The organism is Mycobacterium colombiense (assembly GCF_001665835.1).
Classification (GTDB): Bacteria; Actinomycetota; Actinomycetes; order Mycobacteriales; family Mycobacteriaceae; genus Mycobacterium; species Mycobacterium colombiense_A.
On sequence record NZ_LZSX01000065.1, the window covers coordinates 1 to 19,110 of the forward strand.

At 67.4% G+C, this 19,110-nt stretch carries 21 protein-coding genes and 1 pseudogene; 12 read left to right on the top strand and 10 right to left on the bottom strand.

Features of this window, described 5'->3' with window-relative positions; all coding sequences use genetic code 11:
* Nucleotides 1–606 (bottom strand): cutinase family protein (locus A5760_RS12800; RefSeq protein ID WP_196772081.1); only part of this gene is annotated, 606 nt, incomplete at its 3' end.
* 106 nt (nucleotides 607–712) lie between these two features.
* A complete protein-coding gene (locus tag A5760_RS27685; RefSeq protein ID WP_082279449.1) occupies nucleotides 713–925 on the bottom strand; it encodes a DUF3253 domain-containing protein in 213 nt (70 codons plus the stop codon).
* On the opposite strand from A5760_RS27685, the pseudogene A5760_RS26140 reads away from it, so the two are divergent.
* Nucleotides 843–1,016 (top strand): annotated as a pseudogene (locus A5760_RS26140) (cutinase family protein); the annotation flags it as partial. The gene A5760_RS27685 and the pseudogene A5760_RS26140 sit on opposite strands and share 83 nt — an antisense overlap.
* A 6-nt stretch (nucleotides 1,017–1,022) precedes the next feature.
* Here the strand turns inward: A5760_RS26140 and A5760_RS12810 are convergent.
* Nucleotides 1,023–1,697 carry a hypothetical protein gene (locus A5760_RS12810; protein WP_064881417.1) on the bottom strand — a complete coding sequence of 225 codons (675 nt, stop codon included), beginning with the start codon at nucleotides 1,695–1,697 and terminating at the stop codon, nucleotides 1,023–1,025.
* A 27-nt stretch (nucleotides 1,698–1,724) separates the two neighbouring features.
* Nucleotides 1,725–2,282 carry a CsbD family protein gene (locus tag A5760_RS12815; RefSeq protein ID WP_064881419.1) on the bottom strand — a complete coding sequence of 186 codons (558 nt, stop codon included), beginning with the start codon at nucleotides 2,280–2,282 and terminating at the stop codon, nucleotides 1,725–1,727.
* A 213-nt stretch (nucleotides 2,283–2,495) separates the two neighbouring features.
* On the opposite strand from A5760_RS12815, the gene A5760_RS12820 reads away from it, so the two are divergent.
* The 6 genes from A5760_RS12820 to A5760_RS12845 all read left to right on the top strand — a co-directional run bounded on the left by A5760_RS12820 (nucleotide 2,496) and on the right by A5760_RS12845 (nucleotide 5,516).
* A complete protein-coding gene (locus A5760_RS12820; RefSeq protein ID WP_064881421.1) occupies nucleotides 2,496–3,044 on the top strand; it encodes a thioredoxin family protein in 549 nt (182 codons plus the stop codon).
* 62 nt (nucleotides 3,045–3,106) lie between these two features.
* Complete coding sequence (locus A5760_RS12825; RefSeq protein WP_064881241.1) at nucleotides 3,107–4,123, top strand: zinc-dependent alcohol dehydrogenase family protein; 1,017 nt, start codon at nucleotides 3,107–3,109, stop codon at nucleotides 4,121–4,123.
* Between the two features lie 65 nt (nucleotides 4,124–4,188).
* The gene (locus A5760_RS12830; protein WP_064881243.1) at nucleotides 4,189–4,443 is read left to right on the top strand and encodes a hypothetical protein; all 255 of its coding nucleotides are present in this window, start codon (nucleotides 4,189–4,191) and stop codon (nucleotides 4,441–4,443) included.
* Nucleotides 4,444–4,736: 293 nt separating this feature from the next.
* A complete protein-coding gene (locus tag A5760_RS12835) occupies nucleotides 4,737–4,985 on the top strand; it encodes a DUF6480 family protein (protein ID WP_064881245.1) in 249 nt (82 codons plus the stop codon).
* Nucleotides 4,986–5,049: 64 nt separating this feature from the next.
* On the top strand, nucleotides 5,050–5,268 hold the full coding sequence (locus A5760_RS12840; RefSeq protein ID WP_064881247.1) for a DUF3072 domain-containing protein: 219 nt from the start codon (nucleotides 5,050–5,052) through the stop codon (nucleotides 5,266–5,268).
* Nucleotides 5,265–5,516, top strand: coding sequence for a hypothetical protein (locus tag A5760_RS12845; RefSeq protein WP_064881249.1), 252 nt, complete (start codon nucleotides 5,265–5,267; stop codon nucleotides 5,514–5,516). Before A5760_RS12840 ends, A5760_RS12845 begins: the two co-directional genes overlap by 4 nt.
* Nucleotides 5,517–5,534: 18 nt before the next feature.
* On the opposite strand, the gene A5760_RS12850 is transcribed toward A5760_RS12845, so the two are convergent.
* The 3 genes from A5760_RS12850 to A5760_RS12860 all read right to left on the bottom strand — a co-directional run bounded on the left by A5760_RS12850 (nucleotide 5,535) and on the right by A5760_RS12860 (nucleotide 8,729).
* A complete protein-coding gene (locus A5760_RS12850; protein WP_064881251.1) occupies nucleotides 5,535–6,377 on the bottom strand; it encodes an MOSC domain-containing protein in 843 nt (280 codons plus the stop codon).
* A 62-nt stretch (nucleotides 6,378–6,439) separates the two neighbouring features.
* The gene (locus A5760_RS12855; RefSeq protein ID WP_064881253.1) at nucleotides 6,440–7,213 is read right to left on the bottom strand and encodes a C39 family peptidase; all 774 of its coding nucleotides are present in this window, start codon (nucleotides 7,211–7,213) and stop codon (nucleotides 6,440–6,442) included.
* 133 nt (nucleotides 7,214–7,346) lie between these two features.
* Nucleotides 7,347–8,729: a PPE family protein, SVP subgroup gene (locus A5760_RS12860; RefSeq protein ID WP_064881255.1), complete on the bottom strand. Its 1,383-nt coding sequence runs from the start codon at nucleotides 8,727–8,729 to the stop codon at nucleotides 7,347–7,349.
* Nucleotides 8,730–9,182: 453 nt separating this feature from the next.
* On the opposite strand from A5760_RS12860, the gene A5760_RS12865 reads away from it, so the two are divergent.
* Both A5760_RS12865 and A5760_RS12870 read left to right on the top strand, forming a co-directional pair.
* Nucleotides 9,183–10,349, top strand: a complete 1,167-nt coding sequence (locus A5760_RS12865; RefSeq protein ID WP_064881257.1) for a glycosyltransferase — start codon at nucleotides 9,183–9,185, stop codon at nucleotides 10,347–10,349.
* Between the two features lie 60 nt (nucleotides 10,350–10,409).
* Nucleotides 10,410–11,453: a class I SAM-dependent methyltransferase gene (locus A5760_RS12870; RefSeq protein ID WP_064881259.1), complete on the top strand. Its 1,044-nt coding sequence runs from the start codon at nucleotides 10,410–10,412 to the stop codon at nucleotides 11,451–11,453.
* A 9-nt stretch (nucleotides 11,454–11,462) separates the two neighbouring features.
* On the opposite strand, the gene A5760_RS12875 is transcribed toward A5760_RS12870, so the two are convergent.
* Together A5760_RS12875 and A5760_RS12880 are read right to left on the bottom strand one after the other, a co-directional pair.
* The gene (locus A5760_RS12875; RefSeq protein ID WP_064881261.1) at nucleotides 11,463–12,953 is read right to left on the bottom strand and encodes an FAD-dependent oxidoreductase; all 1,491 of its coding nucleotides are present in this window, start codon (nucleotides 12,951–12,953) and stop codon (nucleotides 11,463–11,465) included.
* 62 nt (nucleotides 12,954–13,015) lie between these two features.
* Entirely contained in the window at nucleotides 13,016–13,843 is an 828-nt protein-coding gene (locus A5760_RS12880; protein WP_064881263.1) for a hypothetical protein, read from the bottom strand.
* Nucleotides 13,844–14,011: 168 nt separating this feature from the next.
* Here A5760_RS12880 and A5760_RS12885 point away from each other — a divergent pair, with 168 nt between their 5' ends.
* The 3 genes from A5760_RS12885 (at nucleotide 14,012) to katG (ending at nucleotide 18,118) form a co-directional block, all read left to right on the top strand.
* Complete coding sequence (locus A5760_RS12885; RefSeq protein WP_064881264.1) at nucleotides 14,012–15,298, top strand: L,D-transpeptidase; 1,287 nt, start codon at nucleotides 14,012–14,014, stop codon at nucleotides 15,296–15,298.
* 90 nt (nucleotides 15,299–15,388) lie between these two features.
* A complete protein-coding gene (locus tag A5760_RS12890) occupies nucleotides 15,389–15,829 on the top strand; it encodes a Fur family transcriptional regulator (protein ID WP_064881266.1) in 441 nt (146 codons plus the stop codon).
* A 48-nt stretch (nucleotides 15,830–15,877) separates the two neighbouring features.
* Nucleotides 15,878–18,118 carry a catalase/peroxidase HPI gene (katG, locus tag A5760_RS12895; protein WP_064881267.1) on the top strand — a complete coding sequence of 747 codons (2,241 nt, stop codon included), beginning with the start codon at nucleotides 15,878–15,880 and terminating at the stop codon, nucleotides 18,116–18,118.
* A gap of 71 nt (nucleotides 18,119–18,189) precedes the next feature.
* Here katG and A5760_RS12900 read toward each other — a convergent pair whose 3' ends face one another.
* Nucleotides 18,190–18,999, bottom strand: coding sequence for a DUF1906 domain-containing protein (locus A5760_RS12900; RefSeq protein ID WP_064881269.1), 810 nt, complete (start codon nucleotides 18,997–18,999; stop codon nucleotides 18,190–18,192).
* Nucleotides 19,000–19,110 lie beyond the last annotated feature (111 nt).

Genomic DNA, 19,110 nt, shown 5'->3' on the forward strand with positions numbered 1-19,110 from the left:
CCTTGGCCGCGGCCTTCTCGGCGGCTCGAGTCCTGTCTTCCACCTGGCGGTTGGCCGATTCGACCGTCTGGGTGCGCAAATGCTGGTGACCTTGGAGCCATACGCGGGGTTGATCGTCGGCAGCGGCTGGCCGCCCCACAGCATGCTGGAGAACTGACTGGTGGGCTCGCCGAAGAGGGCGACGGCGGCGACGTGGTCGGCGACCGAGGGCGGCATCGCGTTGGTGGCCAGATCGATCACAGTCGAGCCCTGAGAGTAGCCGCCGAGCACGATCTTCGAATTCGGGCAGCTGGCGACGACGTCCTGGATGTGCGCGCTGGCATCGTTGGACCCGGCGTTTGCGCTGTTGTGATAGTCGTCGTTGGCGGGGTAGTTGACCGCGTAGACGTCGACGGACTTACCGCCGAGCTGCGACGTGAGCGAGTCGACGAACGCCTGTCCGATGTTGCCCAGACCGGGCTCCTGGTGGGTGCCGCGGGCGAAAACCACCGAGACGTCCGAGCAGCCATCGGCGGCGGCGGTGGGGGTCCCGAGGGGGGCACTCAGCAGCGCCCACGTCGTCGCAACCGAGATACCAACCCAGCGAGCAAATCTGCGTGCACTCATGCCGAGATCCTGTCATATCGTCGGTCATGGCCGTGCCGGCGGTTGACGCCAGGACGCTGAGGCTACGCTCGAGCGGACGAATGACGTTGCAGCGCAACGCCAATGCCTACGGTCCGGTGGTTCGGATGCGAATCGGGCCGCCCCAGTTGCCGCCGGGGTCGACGACCTTGCCGCGCTGTGTGATCTCCACCTCGCCCGACCCGGCGAGCCGCGTTGCGGCCCGCGCCGCTGTTCTGACGATCAACCCCGCGTATGGCTCCAAGGTCACCAGCATTTGCGCACCCGACGATCCGATCTGCTCCGGCGGCGGCAACATCATGGCGCACGTTTCCTACATCGACGCCGGGATGACCGCCCAGGCCGCGACGTTTGCGGCCAACAAGATCAACCCGGGCGCCCCGAGCGTCTGACACCCGTCAGTCGTTAGCCCGCTCCTGCTGGCGTTGCCGCTTCTCGGCGGCCGCCAACTGCGCCACCCGATCCGCCTCGGCGCGCTGCTCGGCGGCCTCGCCGAGCTTGTTCTCGGCCTCATCGACTTTGGCCGCGGAAACCTTGGCCGCGGCCTTCTCGGCGGCTCGAGTCCTGTCTTCCACCTGGCGGTTGGCCGATTCGACCGTCTGCTTGCGCTGGGAGGCGGTCTCGTCGGCGCGCCGCTTGGCCGCGGCGCTCCGCTTCTGCGCCGACTGCGCCGCTTCGCGTTTGCGCTGCTCGGCGGCGATTCGGGCCTCTTTGACTTCCTGCTGGGTGGCCTTCTGCGTTTCCTCGCGCCCCTGGATCGCCTCGTCGCGGGCGCTCCTGAGCTTGGCATCGGCCTGTGCCTTCCTCGCTGTGGCTTGCGCGTCCAGTTGAGCCGCCTGGCCCAGCGTGTCGCTGCGTTCGACCAGGGCGGCGCCCCGCTCGGCGAGCGTCGCGTCGCCGAGCACACTTCCGACGGTGCTGTCGAGCATGCCCAGCGAACGCTCGTACAGCAGTCGCGCCGGCGCCTCGGTGGGGATGCGGTTGACGACCCGGTCCTCGATCAGCTGCAACGGGAATCGGGCGAGTTGGTAGTGAAACCGCAGGACTGCCAGCGGGACTTCGGAAATTTTCATCAACTTCTCCTGGGGTGAGGCCCGCCGTCAGGGCAGGTCGGTTTCGTCGGTCACGTTCTGGGCGTGGCGCCGCAGCCGGTCGGCCTCCGACTCTTCGTTGCGAGCCACCTGAACCGAGCTCTGGTGTTCGGCGACGGCACCGACGATCTCCTCGGACGCCTCGCGGATCTCGGCGCGCTCTTCGGCCTTCGCCAGGTGGATGTCGCGCTGCGCGTCCACCTCGGCCTGGGTCTTCTCGGCGGTCGCCTGCTGATGCGCCGCCCGGTCGGCCGCACGCTTCTGGGCGGCCTCCTGGGCCTCGATCGAATCCTCGGCGGCCACGGCCTGAGCGTTCGCCGCCAGGCGTTGTTGGGCACCTTCGGTCCTGGCCTCGGCCGCGTCCTCTTGGGCCTGTTTGGCCTGGGCTTCGGCCACGGCCTCGGTCGCATTCGCCTCTTTGCGTTCATGCGCCTGCGTTTGCTCGAGTTGCCCCTCGGCGGTCAGCGATTCGTTGCCCGTGACTGCGCCGACGACCTCTTTGGCTTTGCCCTTGACCGAGTCGATCAGGCCCCTACGCGCTTCGTCGGCCTTGTTGTGCTCACTCATCATTCTCCTTGAGGCGTTGGCCAAAAACGTTCGTTCGTGTCAGGTATGTGATTCCACGAACTGGGCTGATCAAACACGGACGTGTGTCGGGTCACCGGGCGCCGAACGTGAGAATCGTGCTAGCCACTTCGAACCAACCGACAGCACAACATGTTTCACGGCCATCGCGCCGCGTGGTGCGCGAACGGGCCATATGGCGATACCCTGGCCGGCATGGCCATCGAGTCCAGCATGCTCGCCCTCGGGACCGTCGCCCCGGCCTTCACGCTGCCCGAGCCGGCCACCGGCCGCACGCTCAGTCGCGACGATCTGACGGGCCCCGCCCTGGTCGTCACCTTCATCTGCAACCACTGCCCCTACGTGAAGCACGTCGCCGACGGGCTCGCCGCGCTCGGTCGTGACCTCGCCGAGCAAGGCGTTGCGATGGTGGGCATTTCGAGCAATGACGTGGTCACCTACCCGCAGGACGGGCCCGATCAGATGGTCGCGGAAGCTCGCAGCCATGGCTGGACGTTCCCGTACCTCTACGACGAAACCCAAGATGTTGCCCGCGCTTACTCGGCCGCCTGCACGCCCGACACCTTCGTGTTCGACGGCGAACGCCGGCTGGTCTACCGCGGCCAGCTGGACGACTCCCGGCCCAAAAACGGCCGGCCGGTCACGGCCGCGGATGTCCGCGCCGCGGTCGACGCGGTATTGGCCGGGCAGCCGGTGAATCCCGAACAGCGCCCGTCCATCGGGTGCGGCATCAAATGGCGTTGAGGCACGGTTGAAAACATCGATTCCGGGTAGCTGGGCTCCCACTACCGCGAGAGGGAGGCGTTATGCGAGGAGCTGTCATCTACGGCGCCGGCGATGTCCGATTCGAAGACCTGCCCGAACCCGAGATCGTCGCCCCCACCGACGCGATCATCCGCACCACCGCGACCTGCGTGTGCGGCTCAGACCTCTGGGACTACCGCGGTATCAACCCCGTTCCCGAGCCCAAGCCGTTCGGTCACGAGTACTGCGGTGTCGTCGAAGCCGTCGGTAGCGACGTCACCTCGGTCAAGCCCGGTCAGTTCGTCATCGGATCCTTCTACGCCTCCGACGGCACCTGTCCGAATTGCCGCAACGGAGTTCAGAGTTCGTGCGTAAACCGCGTGCTGATGGGCGGCTGCCAAGCGGAGTCCGTGCGCATCCCCTGGGCCGACGGCAGTCTCGTGGCACTGCCCGACCAACCCGACGAGGAATCGATCCCGGACTTTCTGACCCTGTCGGACGTGATGGGCACCGGGTGGTTCGCCGCCGAAGCGGCCGGCGTCGCTGCCGGCATGACGGTGGCCGTGGTGGGTGACGGTGCGGTGGGGCTGTGCGCGGTGCTGGCCGCCCGCGAAAAGGGCGCCGAGCGGCTCATCGCGATGAGCCGCCACGAGCCCCGGCAGAAGCTGGCCCGTGAATTCGGCGCCACCGACGTCGTCACCGAACGCGGCGACGACGGAGTCGCCGTCATCAAGGAGATGACCGAAGGCGTCGGCGCCGACGCCGTGCTGGAATGCGTGGGCACCGGCCAGGCCATGCAACAAGCCATCCAGTCCGCTCGCCCGGGCGCCTTCGTCGGGTTCGTGGGTGTCCCCCACGATGTCGCCATCACCGGCGAGCAACTCTTCAGCAACCAGGTCGGGCTGCGCGGCGGACCCGCCCCGGTCCGGCATTTCCTGCCCTCCCTGATCGAGTCGGTGCTCGACGGAAAAATGAACCCCGGCAAGGTGTTTGACCTGCACCTGCCCCTCGAGCAGGTCGCCGATGCCTATCGGGCCATGGATGAGCGCCGCGCCATCAAGGCCTTCCTGCAGCCCTAGGTGAGGCCGGTCACTGCGCCGGCCGACCGAACGCCCGCCGCGCCTTTTCGGCTAACGTCGACCGTATGTCCAAAGTCTCCGGCAACGACCTGATCGACGACGTCACCCCTGGCGACATCATCGCCGTGGACCGCGGCTCGGGTGAACGGCCCTACAAAGTCGTCTTCAAGGACCCCAGCGACGCGGGGTATCTCATCACGTTCGAGACCGACGACGGTGAGACCTTTCAGCTCGATCTGGCGGCCGGCACCCGGGTGAAACGGTCCCTCGAGGCGAAGTGGGAATCCGCTCAGAGCCCGACCCCCAACTCGGAGAACTGAAGCCCGCCCTCAGCGCGCGCTCGACCGGAACGCGTTGGCGGACAGTCAATTCGACGACCTACACGCACGTCGTCCCGCCGCATCGCGGAGCGCCGGGCGCCGACAGCGTGGATGCCGTCGGCAAGTTCCTGACGTACCAGCCGTTTGGGTGGCGTCTGGGCGGGTACCGCCATGCCCCGACGGAGGGAGCGCGCGATGGGACCCGTTCACGAGCAGCAAGAAGACTTGCATCCGGGTGGTGACATGGCCAAACGCTTGCGGCGCCGCCCACGACGACGGGGCCGGCGTCACTCATGACCGCGCAACCGCCCGATCCCGACCCGACGCAGATCCCGGGCCTGCAGCCAGGAGGAGGTGCCGCACCGGGCAGCACTCCCCCGGCGGCGCCCCGAACCTCCGGGGTGTCCGAGCCACAACCGCCGAACACCCGGCGATTCACCCCCAGCTCCGTGCTCACCGTGGTCGCCGTCTGCATCTTCGTCGTTGCGTTCATCGCGGTGGCGGTGCTGTTGGTGATGAAGATGGTCGGGGCAACCGGTTGACATGCCGAAACCAACTAAGACACTTCCTGATTACGTTGGCTTCCTAACGGGCATAGCCACATGCATGGTCGACGATGCCGCGCAGGCCCCGCAGGAGAATCCCGAAAAGGACCGGTCGCAGTGGGTGACCGGCGACGAACCCATGACCGGGCCGCAGCGCAGCTACTTGAACACGCTGGCACAAGAGGCCGGCGAAGAGATCCCGGACAACCTCACCAAGGCCCAGGCCTCCAGCCTGATCGACGAGCTGCAACGGCGAACCGGACGGGGCGCTGGCTCATGACCATTGACGCCGAGGACGTGAGACAGCTACTCGCCAGCCCGGACGCCGACGCAACGCTGGTGGTGATTGAGGGGCGCGCCATGGTCGTCGCGCCTGCTGATCTGGACTCGGCCGAATACCGAGGGGCCCTGCAGGTCGCGACGCGCCAGGAATTGGTGCAGCGAGTCGGACACCCGGAGTTGTCCGACCGCGAGGTGACCGAGCAGGCCGAGGAACTCGACACCGCACTGCGCAACTTGGGCGGCTGACGCGTTGTTGCGCAGCCGCTATGACCCGATGGTGACTCGGTCACCGACGCGGATGACGCCTTGGGTCACTACCGCAAGGTAGGCGCCCGCGCATGGCTGCGCGCCGTGACCGCCTGTGTTCAAACGGTTTTCGGCCGCAGGTACGCGAAGCGCCTGCGGAGTCCGCGGCAACGGCCCGTGTTCGAGCGTGGGGACCACGCAGCGCGATGTGGCCGTCAGGACGCGCAGCCGCGTCTCCCCGATGGCGATTTCGCCGCCCACCCAGTCGTTTTCGGCATACGGCGGATAGTCGGGCGGCGTCGCGATCACCAGATTCGGGCGATAGCGCAGCGCCTCCACGCCGATGTGTTCGAGGGTGGCCGTCGTGATCGTATGCAACGGGGCTTCGTCGGTGAACGACTCGCCCGGGGTGGCCGCAGCGATCCGCAGGATGCGGCCATCGACCTCGGCGTCGAGTCCGAGTTCCAGCAATTGCTCCGGGTCGGGGCGCACCAGTGTGGCGCCATCGGGGCGTTGGGTGACCAACCGGACCCGCCGGCCTGTCAGCCGCGAGATCAGCTCGTCGACGCCCGGATCGTCGGCGGCCACGTCGGTCCCGTCGGGCAGGCTGATGCGCACACCCCGGGCGTCGGCATGTGCGGTGCATGACAACAGACGGCGCCACAGCCGCGGATTCTTGGCGCTGGCCACGTGCCCGGTCTCACCGTCGAGGAGCGCCAGCCGCCGGTCGCCCTCGGCGCCGCGCTCATCGACCAGCAGGCGATCGAGGGCTTCGCCGAGCATCGACTTCACCGGATAGCGAAGCAACGCCTGCACCCGCATCCCTGCGGCATCGGAGGCCTGGGCGGCCGAGTTGTCCATCACGCGCCTCCACTGAAGTTCCACTGCTCACTGTGCCCGAAATCGCCTGGCGTCACCAGGGATCAGCCGGGCACCGCCGTCACCACGATCGACTGATCACTGGTCTGCCAGGCCGTCATGAACGTGCTGAAGCTGACCTGTTCGTCGGCATGGTCGATGCCGGGGTCGTTGAGGTGCACGATCTCTTTGCCGGTGTCGATGCCCGTCACGACCAGGAAATGGTCGGCCTTGGTGCGCTGGTCGTCGGCGTTCAAGATGACCGAGGAGTTGACGAAGGCGATGAGCTTTCGGTCCTTGGCCAGGTATTGCTCGAGAAGCGGCAATCCGTTCCGGTCCCGGTCGGACGTGGAGGTCATCTCGGATTTGATCCCGAAGTGGTTGAGCAGGATCACCAGGTCGGACATTGAGATGCCGGCGTTCGGGCCGGAGTGGGTCGGGTCGTTGCGCGGCGCGTAGATCGGTCCGGGATTGGCCCCCGACGGCGTCGACTCCGCCAGGTCCAGCATCTGCCGCTCGGTGGGTGCGTTGCCGGTGACCTCGCCCACCACGTCGGCGATCGACACGAGTCCACAGTTGTCCTCGAGCGATTGCGCCACCCAGTACTTCGCCGCGGCGGCGGGGTTGCCGTACACGCCGGGGGCGGTTGCCTCGGGGCCGTCTCCCCGAGCAGGCGATGAATTAGTCTGTGCCGCAACGATTGTGGTCAACGAGGTGGTGGCGGCCGTGGTCGCCGGCGGGGCGCCGCCGCACCCCGAGACGAGCGCCGCGGTGGCCAAACCGATGCATGCGCCGATCACCGCGGCGCGGGCCGCGGGGGCGATCCGAAATGTGAGCATGAGCGAGGAAGGTCCCGTCGACGGTCGAATGGCCAGCAAACGGTAGCACCCGCAGCGCACCGCTATTGCCGAATAAAGCGTGAACCTTGTGCTCGCCCGGATTGACCGACGAACGCACAGCGCCGGGCCCGGATCAGCTTGGCAGCAGGCGCTTTTTCTGCTCTTCGAATTCCTGCTGAGTCAAAATTCCCGCGTCGCGCAGCGAAGCCAGTTCGCGCAGCTCGGCGGCGATGCTCGTGATCGGGCCGCCCGCGGCAACCTGCGGTGGTGCCTTCGGCTCGGTCGTCGGTTCCTTTGGCGCCTCCCGCGTCGCCTTCTCGATCTCGCCGGCCCGGGCCCGCTCGCGGCCCAGGGCCCCACCGGTACCGGCCATCGCGCGCCCGGCCATGCTGGCCACGGCCATCTCGCCGAACAAACTCCCGGTGCCGGTGGGCGCGGCCGCGGCCGCGGCTTCCGCGGCGGCGCCTGCGGTGGTGGTCGGAAGCACCAAGGCGGCCGGGCGAATCGCTGGGGCGGCCGCCGTCCAGCCGGGAGGCACCGACAAGCCGCCGACCGTGTTGGCCTGGCCCAGACCCGCCGACGCCAAGGTTCCGAATCCGCCCGCCGGGTTCGTGATGACCGGAAATGGCGATGGCGGCACGGCACCCGTGCCGGGCCAGGACTGCACCCCGGCCCAACCGCTGATGATGTCGTCGGTGTGGAAACCGGTCAGCGCACCGGCCACGTCGAAGGGAAGGGCGATTAAGGTTCCCGGTGCATCGATGCCGAGTCCGGCGACGCTGGCCGGCGCGTCGAGGAAGAACGTGACGAGATCGCTCCCCAGCCCCAGCAGGTCCGTTGCAGACGCAGGGTCGACTGCGGCCATCGGCGCCGCCGAAATGTTGCCTAGCAGGTTGGGAACCGCGGAGAACGATTGCTGCACGGTATTGCGCGTGCTCCCGGCCGCGGTTCCGGTGGCCTGGGCCACCGCTTCGGACTGGCCGGCGCCGGAATTGCTGGTCGGGTCGGGCTGGGCGAACGGCGTCAACCGCGTCGCCGAGGCCGTCGTACCCGCGTAGCCGAACATGGCCGCGGTGTCGCGCGCCCACATCTCGCCGTACTCCGCTTCGGTCGCGGCAATCGCCGGCGTGTTCTGGCCGAGAACGTTGGTCGCGACGAGCGCCGCCAGCTGGGTGCGGTTGGCCGTGACCACCGGGGGCGGCACCGTCTCGGCGAACGCCGTCTCGTAGGCGAAGGCCGCTGTCCTGGCCTGGTTGGCGGTTTCTTCGGCCTGAGCGCCGGCGGTCCTCATCCACTCCAGATAGGGGGTGATCGCCGCGACCATCGAGGCCGACGACGGGCCGACCCACGGACCGGAGGTCAGGGCCGTGATCTCGGCCTGATAGGAATTCGCCGTCGATTGCAGCGCGGCAGCCAATTCGTCCCAGGCCATCGCGGCGGCCAGCATCGGTCCCGACCCCGGACCGGCGTACATGCGCGCGGAGTTAATCTCCGGCGGCAGTACTGCGAAGTCCATGCCGTTCTCCTCCGATCGCTTTCAGGGCCGCGAGGGCATCGACGGCGTCGATGCGTGTCGTATGGGGATAGCCAACCCAGCAGCAAACAAATCTCATTCCCTCCCGTGCTGCCGGTGCCGCGAACGAAGACGGCCGTCCCCTGTGCTAGCGGACCGGCCTCAACGTTTGCAGGTGCCCCCACGTCAACGAATACAGCGAAATTGTTGTCGAGGGTTAACGATAGGTTACCTGCACATGACGGCCGAAACTCACAAGGGTTAGGCGCGTATTGCGCAAATCACTCTCAGCCGGGTCTCAACGGCGCGGGACCGGTCCCGCCGCCATCCTGCGGCCGCTGTTCCTGCGCTAGGACCCAGCAAAAGTCCTGTTCAGGGCAGCGGCGGCGCGCCCAGCGGGTCTGGCGGCGCCGGTTCTGCTTGGATTTGTGGCGTCCCCGCGAGTGAGGTTTGTTGATGAAAATTGTGCTGGCCGCCTATGGCAGCCGTGGCGACGTCGAGCCCTGCGTCGCCGCCGCACGGGAGTTGCACGGCCGAGGCCACGACGTCGTGATCGCGGTGCCGCCCGACAAGCTCGACATGGCCGAGTCGGCGGGGCTTGCCGCGGTCGCGTACGGGCCAGACAGCCGCGAGCAGATCAACATGGCGACCAATTTCGTCCGTAACGTCGGGAATCCGGTGAGCGCGTTGCCGGAACTCATCGAGCGCGTCACCAAAGTGTGGACCGGCAAGAGCGAGACGCTGGCCTCGGTGGCGGCCGGTGCCGACCTGCTGGTGGCCGGGATGAATGAGCAGCGGCTTGCCGCCAACGTCGGGGAGCGTTTCGGCATACCGCTGGCCGCGCTGCACTTCTTTCCCGCCGAGACCTTGGAACTCGGCCGGCTGCAGTCAGAGGTCACCGGCGCGGCCGCAGCGGCCCAGCGTCGAGCGCTGGGTCTGCCCGACAACCCGTCGGCGCAGCCGGTGCTCGAGATTCAGACCTACGACGAGCTGTGGGCGCCCGAATTGGCAAAACAATGGGCCGGACCGGGATACCGCCGGCCCTTCGTCGGTTCGCTCACCCTCGGAATGCCGGCCGATGCGGACGACGAGGTGTTGTCCTGGATCGCCGACGGGACGCCGCCGATCTATTTCGGATTCGGCAGCACGCCGGTCACCTCCCCCGCCGAGACGGTCGCGGTGATCAGCGCGGCCTGCACGCAGATCGGCGAGCGGGCGTTGATTTGCAGTGGCCCAAACGATTTCACCCATATCCCGCCCGCCGATCACGTGAATATCGTGGAGACGGTGAATCACGCCGCCGTCTTTCCCGCGTGCCGTGCGATCGTGCACCACGGCGGCGCCGGCACCACCGCCGCGGCCATGCGGGCGGGCGTGCCCATGTTGATTCTCTGGCTCTGGCTCGATCAGCCGATCTGGGCCGACGCGATCAGCAGGTTGGAAGTCGGCGTGGGGCGGGCGTTCTCGGCCTCCACCTTGGACTCGCTGGTCGCAGACCTGCGCTCGGTGCGTTCTGCGCACTACCTCAGCCGAGCCAGGGAGGTGGCCACCCAAATCAGCACGCCCGACCAAAGCGTCGCCGCGGCGGCCGATCTTCTCGAAGGCGCCGCCCGGCGCGCGTAACCGGATCGCCCCTTGCGCCCAGCGGTGGTGCAAAGCTCGCCGGTCGTGTAAAAGATTCTGGTGCAGGATCCGCCGAATAGGTCGTTCGACCCGTCGATGCTGCGCGAGGCGATGATCAGGCGGCTGTATCGGCGGTTGTCGGCCGAGGGCCACATCAGGGTGCCGGCGGTGCCGGGCCTGATCGACGAGTACGTCCAGTTGTGCAATAACGTCTGCGCCACCCTGGGCGTCTGGTGCCCTCCCGAACAGTCCGCACAGTTGCGGACGGCGCTGCAAGCCGAGCTGGCGAAGGCCTTCAAGGCCTCCCCCCGTTCCGAGGTCCTCATCTCGTATCAGGCTCCATTCGGGACCGGCGTGAATTTCCGGGTCCAAGCCGAGTGGCGCACGATCGAGGCCGATTACGACCAGTGGATGGCGTTTCGCCCGGCGCCGCTGTTCGGCACCGAACCCGACGCGCGCGTGCTCGCGCTGGCGGCGGAGGCGGCCGATCCTTCGGTCTATCGAGTGCTCGACGTCGGCGCCGGAACCGGACGCAACGCGCTGGCCCTGGCCCGGCGCGGACACCCGGTCGATGCGGTCGAGATGACCGCGAAGTTCGCGGAGGTGATTGTCGCCGAAGCGGCCGGCGAATCGTTGGGCGTGAATGTCATTCAAAGCGACGTCTTCACGGCGATGGAGGGTGTGCACGATCGGTATCAGCTGATGGTGGTCTCGGAGGTGGTGTCCGACTTCCGCACCCCACACGAGCTGCGCGGCATGTTCGAACTCGCCACCGATTGCCTGGCCCAAGGTGGGCGGTTGGTTTTCAACACCTTCCTGGCCCGCGACGGCTACGTTCCCGACGACGTCGCGGTGCAACTGAGTCAGCAGTGCAACAGCATGATCTTCACCCGCGACGAGGTGACCGCCGCGGCGGCCGGCCTGCCCCTCGAACCGATCGCCGACGACGCCGCCTACGAATACGAGAAGGCCCAGTTACCGTCGGACGCCTGGCCGCCGACGGGCTGGTTCGAGGGATGGGCCGGCGGCCTCGATGTGTTCGATGTTCAGCGCGCCGACTCACCAATCGAGTTGCGCTGGCTGGTGTTTCAGAAGGCGGGCTGACTGCGGCGACTACGCGGTCAGATCGCGGGTTGCCGGGCCCTCGAGCAAGGTGCCGTCGGGTGCGAACCGCGAGCCGTGCAGCGGACACTCCCACGCGTTGTCGGCGTCGTTCCAGTTCACGATTCCACCCAGGTGCGGGCACACCGGCGAGACGCGGTGCTCGGTCCCGTCGACGCGGCAGCGGGCCTCCAGGTGCCACGGCGGCCCGCTCACCACACCGCCTTCGCCGTCGACGGGGCTGCGGCGGTGAGTCCTTATCGCCGGGGTGATCCAGCCCTTCGTCAGATTGAAGCCGACCTCGAGGTTGGCTTGCAGGGCCGTCCCCAGCCCCGTTAGCTCGTGCGGACTCCAGCTGGCGAAGGCGCGGGCCCAGTCCATCCGCCCGCCCAGGATGCGTTGGGACAGCGCTAACGCCGCGGCCGGACCGTTGGTCATCCCCCACTTGTTGAAACCCGTTGCGACAAAGATGCTTTCGGTGTTCGGCAGGATGGGGCCCACGTACGGCAGATGGTCGATGGGCGTGTAGTCCTGCGCTGACCAGAAGTGCGTCTGCACGGCACCCGGATAGTGTTTGCGCGTCCACGCCGACAGCTCGGCCAGCGCCTCGGACGGACTCTTCTCACGACCCACGGTGTGCCCGGCTCCGCCCACGATCAGCCGCTCCCCGTCCGCAACCGGCGCGTAGCGCACCGACCGCGTCGGCGAGTCGGTGGAGATCATCATCGGCCGGGTGATGTTGCCCGGCACCTTAAAAGCCAGGCAGTAGGAGCGGCTCGGCTTCACCCGCGCGAAATATCCGCCGCGATCCAGGATCGGGATCCCGGTGGCGAGCACCAGTTGGGCCGCCTGCAGTTCGACGTCCCGCTGCGCGGCGTCGTTCACATGCACGCGCACCCTCTTGCCGCGCCAGGACACCCGCCGCACCCGGGCGTGCTCAACCAGCCGTCCACCGCGACTCAGCAGCTCGACGGCCAGCGAGTCGAGAAAGGACATCGGGTCGAACTGCGCCTGATCGGCCAGCCGCACGCCGCCGTGATAGGCAAACGGCACCTCGGCATCGTCGTCCCACACCGCCGGCAGGCCGACCGCCTGACACGCCGCGAGCTCGGCGCGCGCCGACGGGACGCCCCGCACGGACTGGGCGTAGGTGTAGGCATCCTCGCGCTGCACCGCCACGCCCTGCGCCTCGCAGTGGCCCAGCACCCACTCCTGGCCTTCGCGGTTGCCGTCGACGTACGCGCGCGCGACATCCCGGCCGTGCCGTGGCAGCACCTTGGAAAGCTGGCTGCCCTGCAGCAGGCTGATTTTCGCGGTGGTATTTCCGGTTGCGCACGCTCCGACCGTGCGCGCCTCCAGCACCATCACATCCTTGCCCGCACGGGCCAGCAGCACCCCCGTCATCAGGCCGGTGATGCCGGCGCCCACGATGATGACATCGGCGGACGCGGAGCCCTGATCAAGCCGGCTTGGGGCCCAAGGCTGTTCGGTGCGTTCGGTCATCCATAAAGAGGTCACGGCTGAGCTGATACCCCGGCCCGGGCCGGGGAAACGCCGCTACCAGCTCACGCCCGCTTCAGCCGGGCTTTTGCCTCTTTCACGGCGTCCGCGGCGGTTCGGCCGGCTTGCACTGCCTTGTCGTAGTCCTTTTCGGCGGCGCTGAGGTCCCGCTCGGCCGCCCGCAGTGCCCTGGCCGCATCGTCACGTTGCTGCCGGGCGGCATCCCGCCGGGCCTGTCGCTCGGCCACCAGGTCGTCGGCCTCGGCCCTGGCGCGTTCGGCGGTGGCAACGGCCGCGCTCAGTTTCTCGCGCCGTCGGCCCTGTGCCTTGTCGTCCGCCGACTGCTTCGCCGGCCGCTTCCGCGCCGGGGTGCGCTGCGGCTTCGCCGGTTCGCCGGGAGTATCCACCGATTCCGGCACCGCGTCGCCTTCGCCGAAGGCGCCGAAACCCGACCACTGCTCGGGCCGGGTCAACCTGCCCAGCCGCGCGCTGATCTGCGGGTCGGCGATCGCGGCTTGCAGCGTGCTGGTCAGGTCTTCGCGTACGGTCGCCGACGGTTGCGTCAGGTCGGCCGCCCGCAGCGCCATGCGGGTGAGTTCGTCGATGAGTTTGTGTTGCTCGGCCGACAGGTCCCGGATGCGCCCGCCGTCCATCGCGGTGTGCGCGGCGCGCAAGCGCTCCCCGAGGTCTGCCAGCCGCTGCCGGGTGTCGGCGTGCCGGAGTGCCAACCGGTTGACGATCCACGCCGCCGTCGTCGGTTTGTTGGCGGCGGAAATCCGTTTCGCGGCCGCGGTATCGCCGCGCTGCTTGGCCGCGGCGGCCAATCTGGCGCGCTCCGCGGTGAACTCCTTCGGTGGCACCTCGTAGAGGCTGTCGAGTTCCTCATCGGCCATGCAGCCATGATCCCTTGCGGACCGCCGGTGGCGGCTTTCAGTGACGAAGCCCAACCGCGGGACGGTTTAAAAACCGCACGTCGCGGGATACCTCATCTACAACATCGACATCGCCGGGCAGAAGTTCGCGGCCTGCGAGTAAACAGAAAGCAGGGTTTCGGCAGCTTCATGATGTCCAAGAACAGTGATCAGCTCGTCGGCCGGATCATGCGGGTCAGCCGGCCCCGCCGACTCTTGCTTGCCGTGTGCGTGATCGTCGCCGCAGTGGGCGCGATATACGTTGCGTCGACGTCACATTGCCCCGGCGGCCACTGCGGTCAAAGCGACGCACCAGCGAAAACCGCTGGGCCAGCTCAGATCACGATCACCCCCGGCCCCGACGCCCATGACGTCGACCCGGTTACCCCGGTCACGGTCAAAGCCGAGAACGGGACCCTGACGGGCGTCGACATGGTCAACGAGAGCGGCAAACCGGTCGAGGGCGTCATGACCCCGGACAACACGGTGTGGAAGCCCACCGTCCCGCTGGGCTACGGACGCACCTACACGCTGACCATCACCAGCAGCGGTGTCAGCGGCGTTGCGGCCAAGCAGGTTTCGTCGTTCTCCACGCTGAAGCCGTCCAACCAGACCAAGGTGTCGTTCACCACCACGGCGGAAGCCGCGCTGCGCGACGGCGGCACCTACGGCGTCGGGACCGTGATCGTGGCGCACTTCGACGAGAAGATCGCCGATCGCGCCACCGCCGAGCGGCAGCTGTCGGTGACCACCACTCCGAAAGTCGAGGGCTCCTGGTACTGGGTCGACGGCCAGAACGCGCACTGGCGGCCCGAGCGCTACTACGCGCCGGGCACGGACGTCACCGCCGAGGCGAAGATCTACGGAATCGCCTTGGGCGACGGCCTGTTCGGGCAAGACGACACCAAGGTGTCCTTCCGTGTCGGCGATGCGCATGTATCGATCGCCGACGACGCCACCCACCAGGTCAGCGTCTTCAGCAACGGAATCCTGCAGCGCACCATGCCCACGAGCATGGGAATGGGCGGCACCGAAAACGTCGGCGGCAGGACCATCTCGCTCTGGACCCCGTCCGGCGTCTACACCGTCCTGGACAAGGGCAATCCCGTCATCATGGACTCCTCGACCTTCGGCCTGCCCAAGAACTCGAGGCTCGGCTACCGCGAGACCATCAATTGGGCCACCAAGATCAGCTCGGACGGCATCTATCTGCACGAGCTCGATGCGACGGTCTGGGCGCAGGGGCACCGCGACACGTCGCACGGCTGCCTGAACCTCAATGCCGACAACGCGAAATGGTTCTTCGGCTTCTCGGTGCCCGGCGATGTGGTCGAGGTCCGCAACAGCGGCGGGCCCCCGCTGACGCTGGCGCAGAACGGCGACTGGACGCTCAGCTGGGACGAGTGGCGCAAAGGCAGCGCGCTGAAGCCGACCTGACCGTGATCCAACCCATTCGTCACCGGCAGTTGTGCCCCACTTCACAATAAACTCTTGACTCGTTCCAAATAAGTGCGTCATATTGGTGGCGTGTCATCGACGGCCGATTACGCGGACAGGTTGCGGATGGCCGAACTGCGGGTGACCCGGCCCAGGGTCGCCGTGCTGGAAGTCGTGGACGCCAATCCGCACGCCGACACCGAGACGATCTTCTCGGCGGTCCGCGTCGGCCTGCCCGAAGTCTCGCGCCAAGCCGTCTACGACGTGCTCAATGCGCTGACCACCGTCGGTCTGGTGCGGCGCATCCAGCCCCTGGGCATGGTCGCGCGCTATGAATCGCGCGTCGGCGACAACCACCACCACGTCGTCTGCCGGTCCTGCGGGAGCATCGCCGACATCGACTGCGCCGTCGGCGACGCTCCCTGCCTCACACCCTCGGACGACGACAACGTTCTTGATGGCTTCGTTCTCGACGAGGCCGAAGTCATCTACTGGGGCCTGTGTGCCGATTGCTCGACGACAGGTTCCTAGATCACAGCCGTGATCGCAGCCCGATTCACCCACCCCGAAAGGAATGCTGTGTCATCTGATACATCCGCTAGCCGTCCACCCCAACCCGACGCCGGGACGGCGAGCAAAAGCGAAAGCGAAAACCCAGCAATCCCTTCCCCGCAGCCGAAGTCGAATGCTCCACTGACCAACCAGGACTGGTGGCCGGACCAGATCGACGTATCGAAGTTGCATCCGCACTCGCCGCAATCCACCCCGCTCGGCGAGGACTTCGACTACCCGGCGGAGTTCGCCAAACTTGACGTCGACGCGCTCAAGGCCGATGTGATCTCGGTGATGACCACCTCGCAGGACTGGTGGCCCGCCGACTACGGCCACTATGGGGGCCTGTTCATCCGGATGAGCTGGCATGCGGCGGGGACCTACCGCATTCACGACGGCCGCGGCGGCGGCGGCCAGGGCATGCAGCGCTTCGCCCCGCTCAACAGCTGGCCGGACAACGTCAGTCTGGACAAGGCCCGCCGGCTGCTGTGGCCGGTCAAGAAGAAGTACGGCAACAAGATCTCCTGGGCGGACCTCATCATCTTCGCGGGTAACTGTGCCCTGGAGTCGATGGGATTCAAGACCTTTGGCTTCGCGTTCGGTCGCGAGGACGTTTGGGAGCCGGAAGAGATCCTTTGGGGAGAAGAGGACGAATGGTTGGGCACCAACAAGCGCTACTCCGGTAAGCGGGATCTCGCGCAACCCTACGGTGCCACCACCATGGGTCTGATCTACGTGAATCCGGAAGGCCCCGAAGGCAAGCCGGACCCGGTCGCCGCGGCCATCGACATCCGTGAGACGTTCGGACGGATGGCGATGAACGATGAGGAGACGGCCGCGCTCATCGTCGGAGGCCACAGCTTCGGCAAGACGCACGGAGCCGGTGATGCCGACCTGATCGGTCCCGAGCCGGAGGCCGCCCCGATCGAACAGCAGGGGCTGGGCTGGAAGAGCTCGTATGCCAGCGGAGTGGGCAAGGACGCCATCACCAGCGGCCTGGAGGTCGTCTGGACGCCCACCCCGACCAAGTGGGACAACACCTTCTTGGAGACCCTGTACGGCTACGAGTGGGAGTTGACCAAGAGTCCCGCCGGTGCCTGGCAGTTCGTGGCCAAGGACGGCGCCGGCGCAGGCACCATCCCGGACCCGTTCGGCGGGCCGGGTCGCGCCCCGACGATGCTGGTCACCGACATCTCGCTGCGTGAGTCCCCGATCTACCGCGACATCACGCGGCGTTGGCTGGACCATCCCGAAGAGCTGGCCGTCGCGTTCGCCAAGGCCTGGTACAAGTTGCTGCACCGCGACATGGGACCCATCACCCGCTACCTCGGACCCTGGATCCCCGAACCGCAGCTGTGGCAGGATCCGGTTCCGGCCGTCGACCATGAGCTGGTCGGTGAGAAGGACATTGCGGCTCTGAAGAGCAAGGTGCTGGCATCCGGTCTCTCCGTTCCCCAGCTGGTCAAGACGGCGTGGTCGGCGGCATCGAGCTATCGCAACACCGACAAGCGCGGCGGCGCGAACGGCGCTCGGCTTCGTCTCGAGCCGCAAAAGAGCTGGGAGGTCAACGAGCCCGCCGAGCTGGACAAGGTGTTGCCTGTCCTGGAGAAGATCCAGCAGGACTTCAACGCCTCGGCCTCCGACGGCAAGAAGATCTCCCTGGCCGACCTGATCGTGCTGGCCGGCTCTGCGGCGGTCGAGAAGGCGGCCAAGGACGCCGGTTACGAGATCTCGGTGCACTTCGCACCCGGGCGTACCGACGCTTCGCAGGAGAGCACCGACGTGGATTCGTTCGCGGTGCTCGAACCGCGGGCCGACGGGTTCCGCAACTACACCCGTCCCGGGGAGAAGGCACCGCTGGAGCAGCTGTTGCTGGAGCGCGCCTACTTGCTGGGCGTGACCGGTCCGGAAATGACGGTGCTCGTGGGTGGGCTGCGTGCCCTGGGTGCCAATCACGGCGGCAGCAAGCACGGGGTGTTCACCGACAGGCCGGGCGCGTTGACCAACGACTTCTTCGTCAACCTGGTCGACATGGGTAATGAGTGGAAGGCGTCGGAGTCGGCGGAGAACGTCTACCTGGTCATCGACCGCTCCACGGGCGAGCAGAAGTGGACCGCAACCGCGAATGACCTTGTGTTCGGCTCGAACTCGGTGCTGCGCGCGCTGGCCGAGGTCTACGCCCAGGACGACGCCCAGGGGAAGTTCGTGGAGGACTTCGTCGCGGCCTGGGTGAAGGTCATGAACAACGACCGGTTCGATCTCAAGTAAGAACGGGTCTTGATCGAAAGCGGCGCCCCGCGAGCCAGGAGCTCGCGGGGCGCCGTTCTTTTACGTCTGGATCAGCGATCGAGATCCCACTGCCCGAAGTCGGCGGCGAGGACATCGTCGACATCGACATTGATGCCGCCCAGCAGCGGCCCCGGATTTCCCGGACTGTTGACGATCGTTTGGTAGAGGACCGCGGCCGGTTCGCGATCGCCGTGCGACCAGGACCTCGTCTGCCACACCCATTGGTGTCCGGCGCTGGTGGACGGACCGATGACGCCGTCCCTGATCGCCCATCCACACACCTGGGCGTCTCCGTAGATGCCGGTGCGGCCCACGCCCAACACCGAGTTGATCCCTCGAAACCATTGGACCCCAGCATTATTCCAAGCGTTGGCGTCGATCGCGTCGTCAACGCTGAAGAAGATGGGCGCCGAGTTCGGGCCTCCCGCCGCGGAGTGCAACTGCATGGCCGTGTGGGCGTCGGCCACGCCGCCGTCATAGCCCCGGGTGAAATCCGACGGGTCGGGCCAGCCGGGCTTGCCGTACTGGAAGTTGCTGACGATATGCAGCCCCGCCGCGCGCAGCGCGTCGGCGTAGTCCCGGGTCAGTGGCTTGGCCTCGAAGTTGGCGCCCGGCCGCGACTGCGACACGTAATTCACCACGCCGTCGTAGCCGGCCGACTTGATCTCGTCGGGAGCGATCCGGCGCTCGGCGAAATCGATCAGCCTCACGCCCGCCGCCGAAGCCCTCGGGGCCCCGGCGCCCGCGTCCAGGCTCAGCAGGGCCGGCGCCACGGCATAGGCGCCGGCATATTTGAAGAGCTCGCGCCTCGAAGGCGATCGCTGATCGCCGCGTCCACCAGGTCCGGCCGAATCCCGCACCGCGCGATGGTAACAAAAGCCCACGCCTTCTTTCGGCCGTTCTTCGCCGGTCAGCGCAGGTCAACTCCTGGGGCCGCGCGGCCGGAACCGACCGGTCGGAAAGATTGCGGC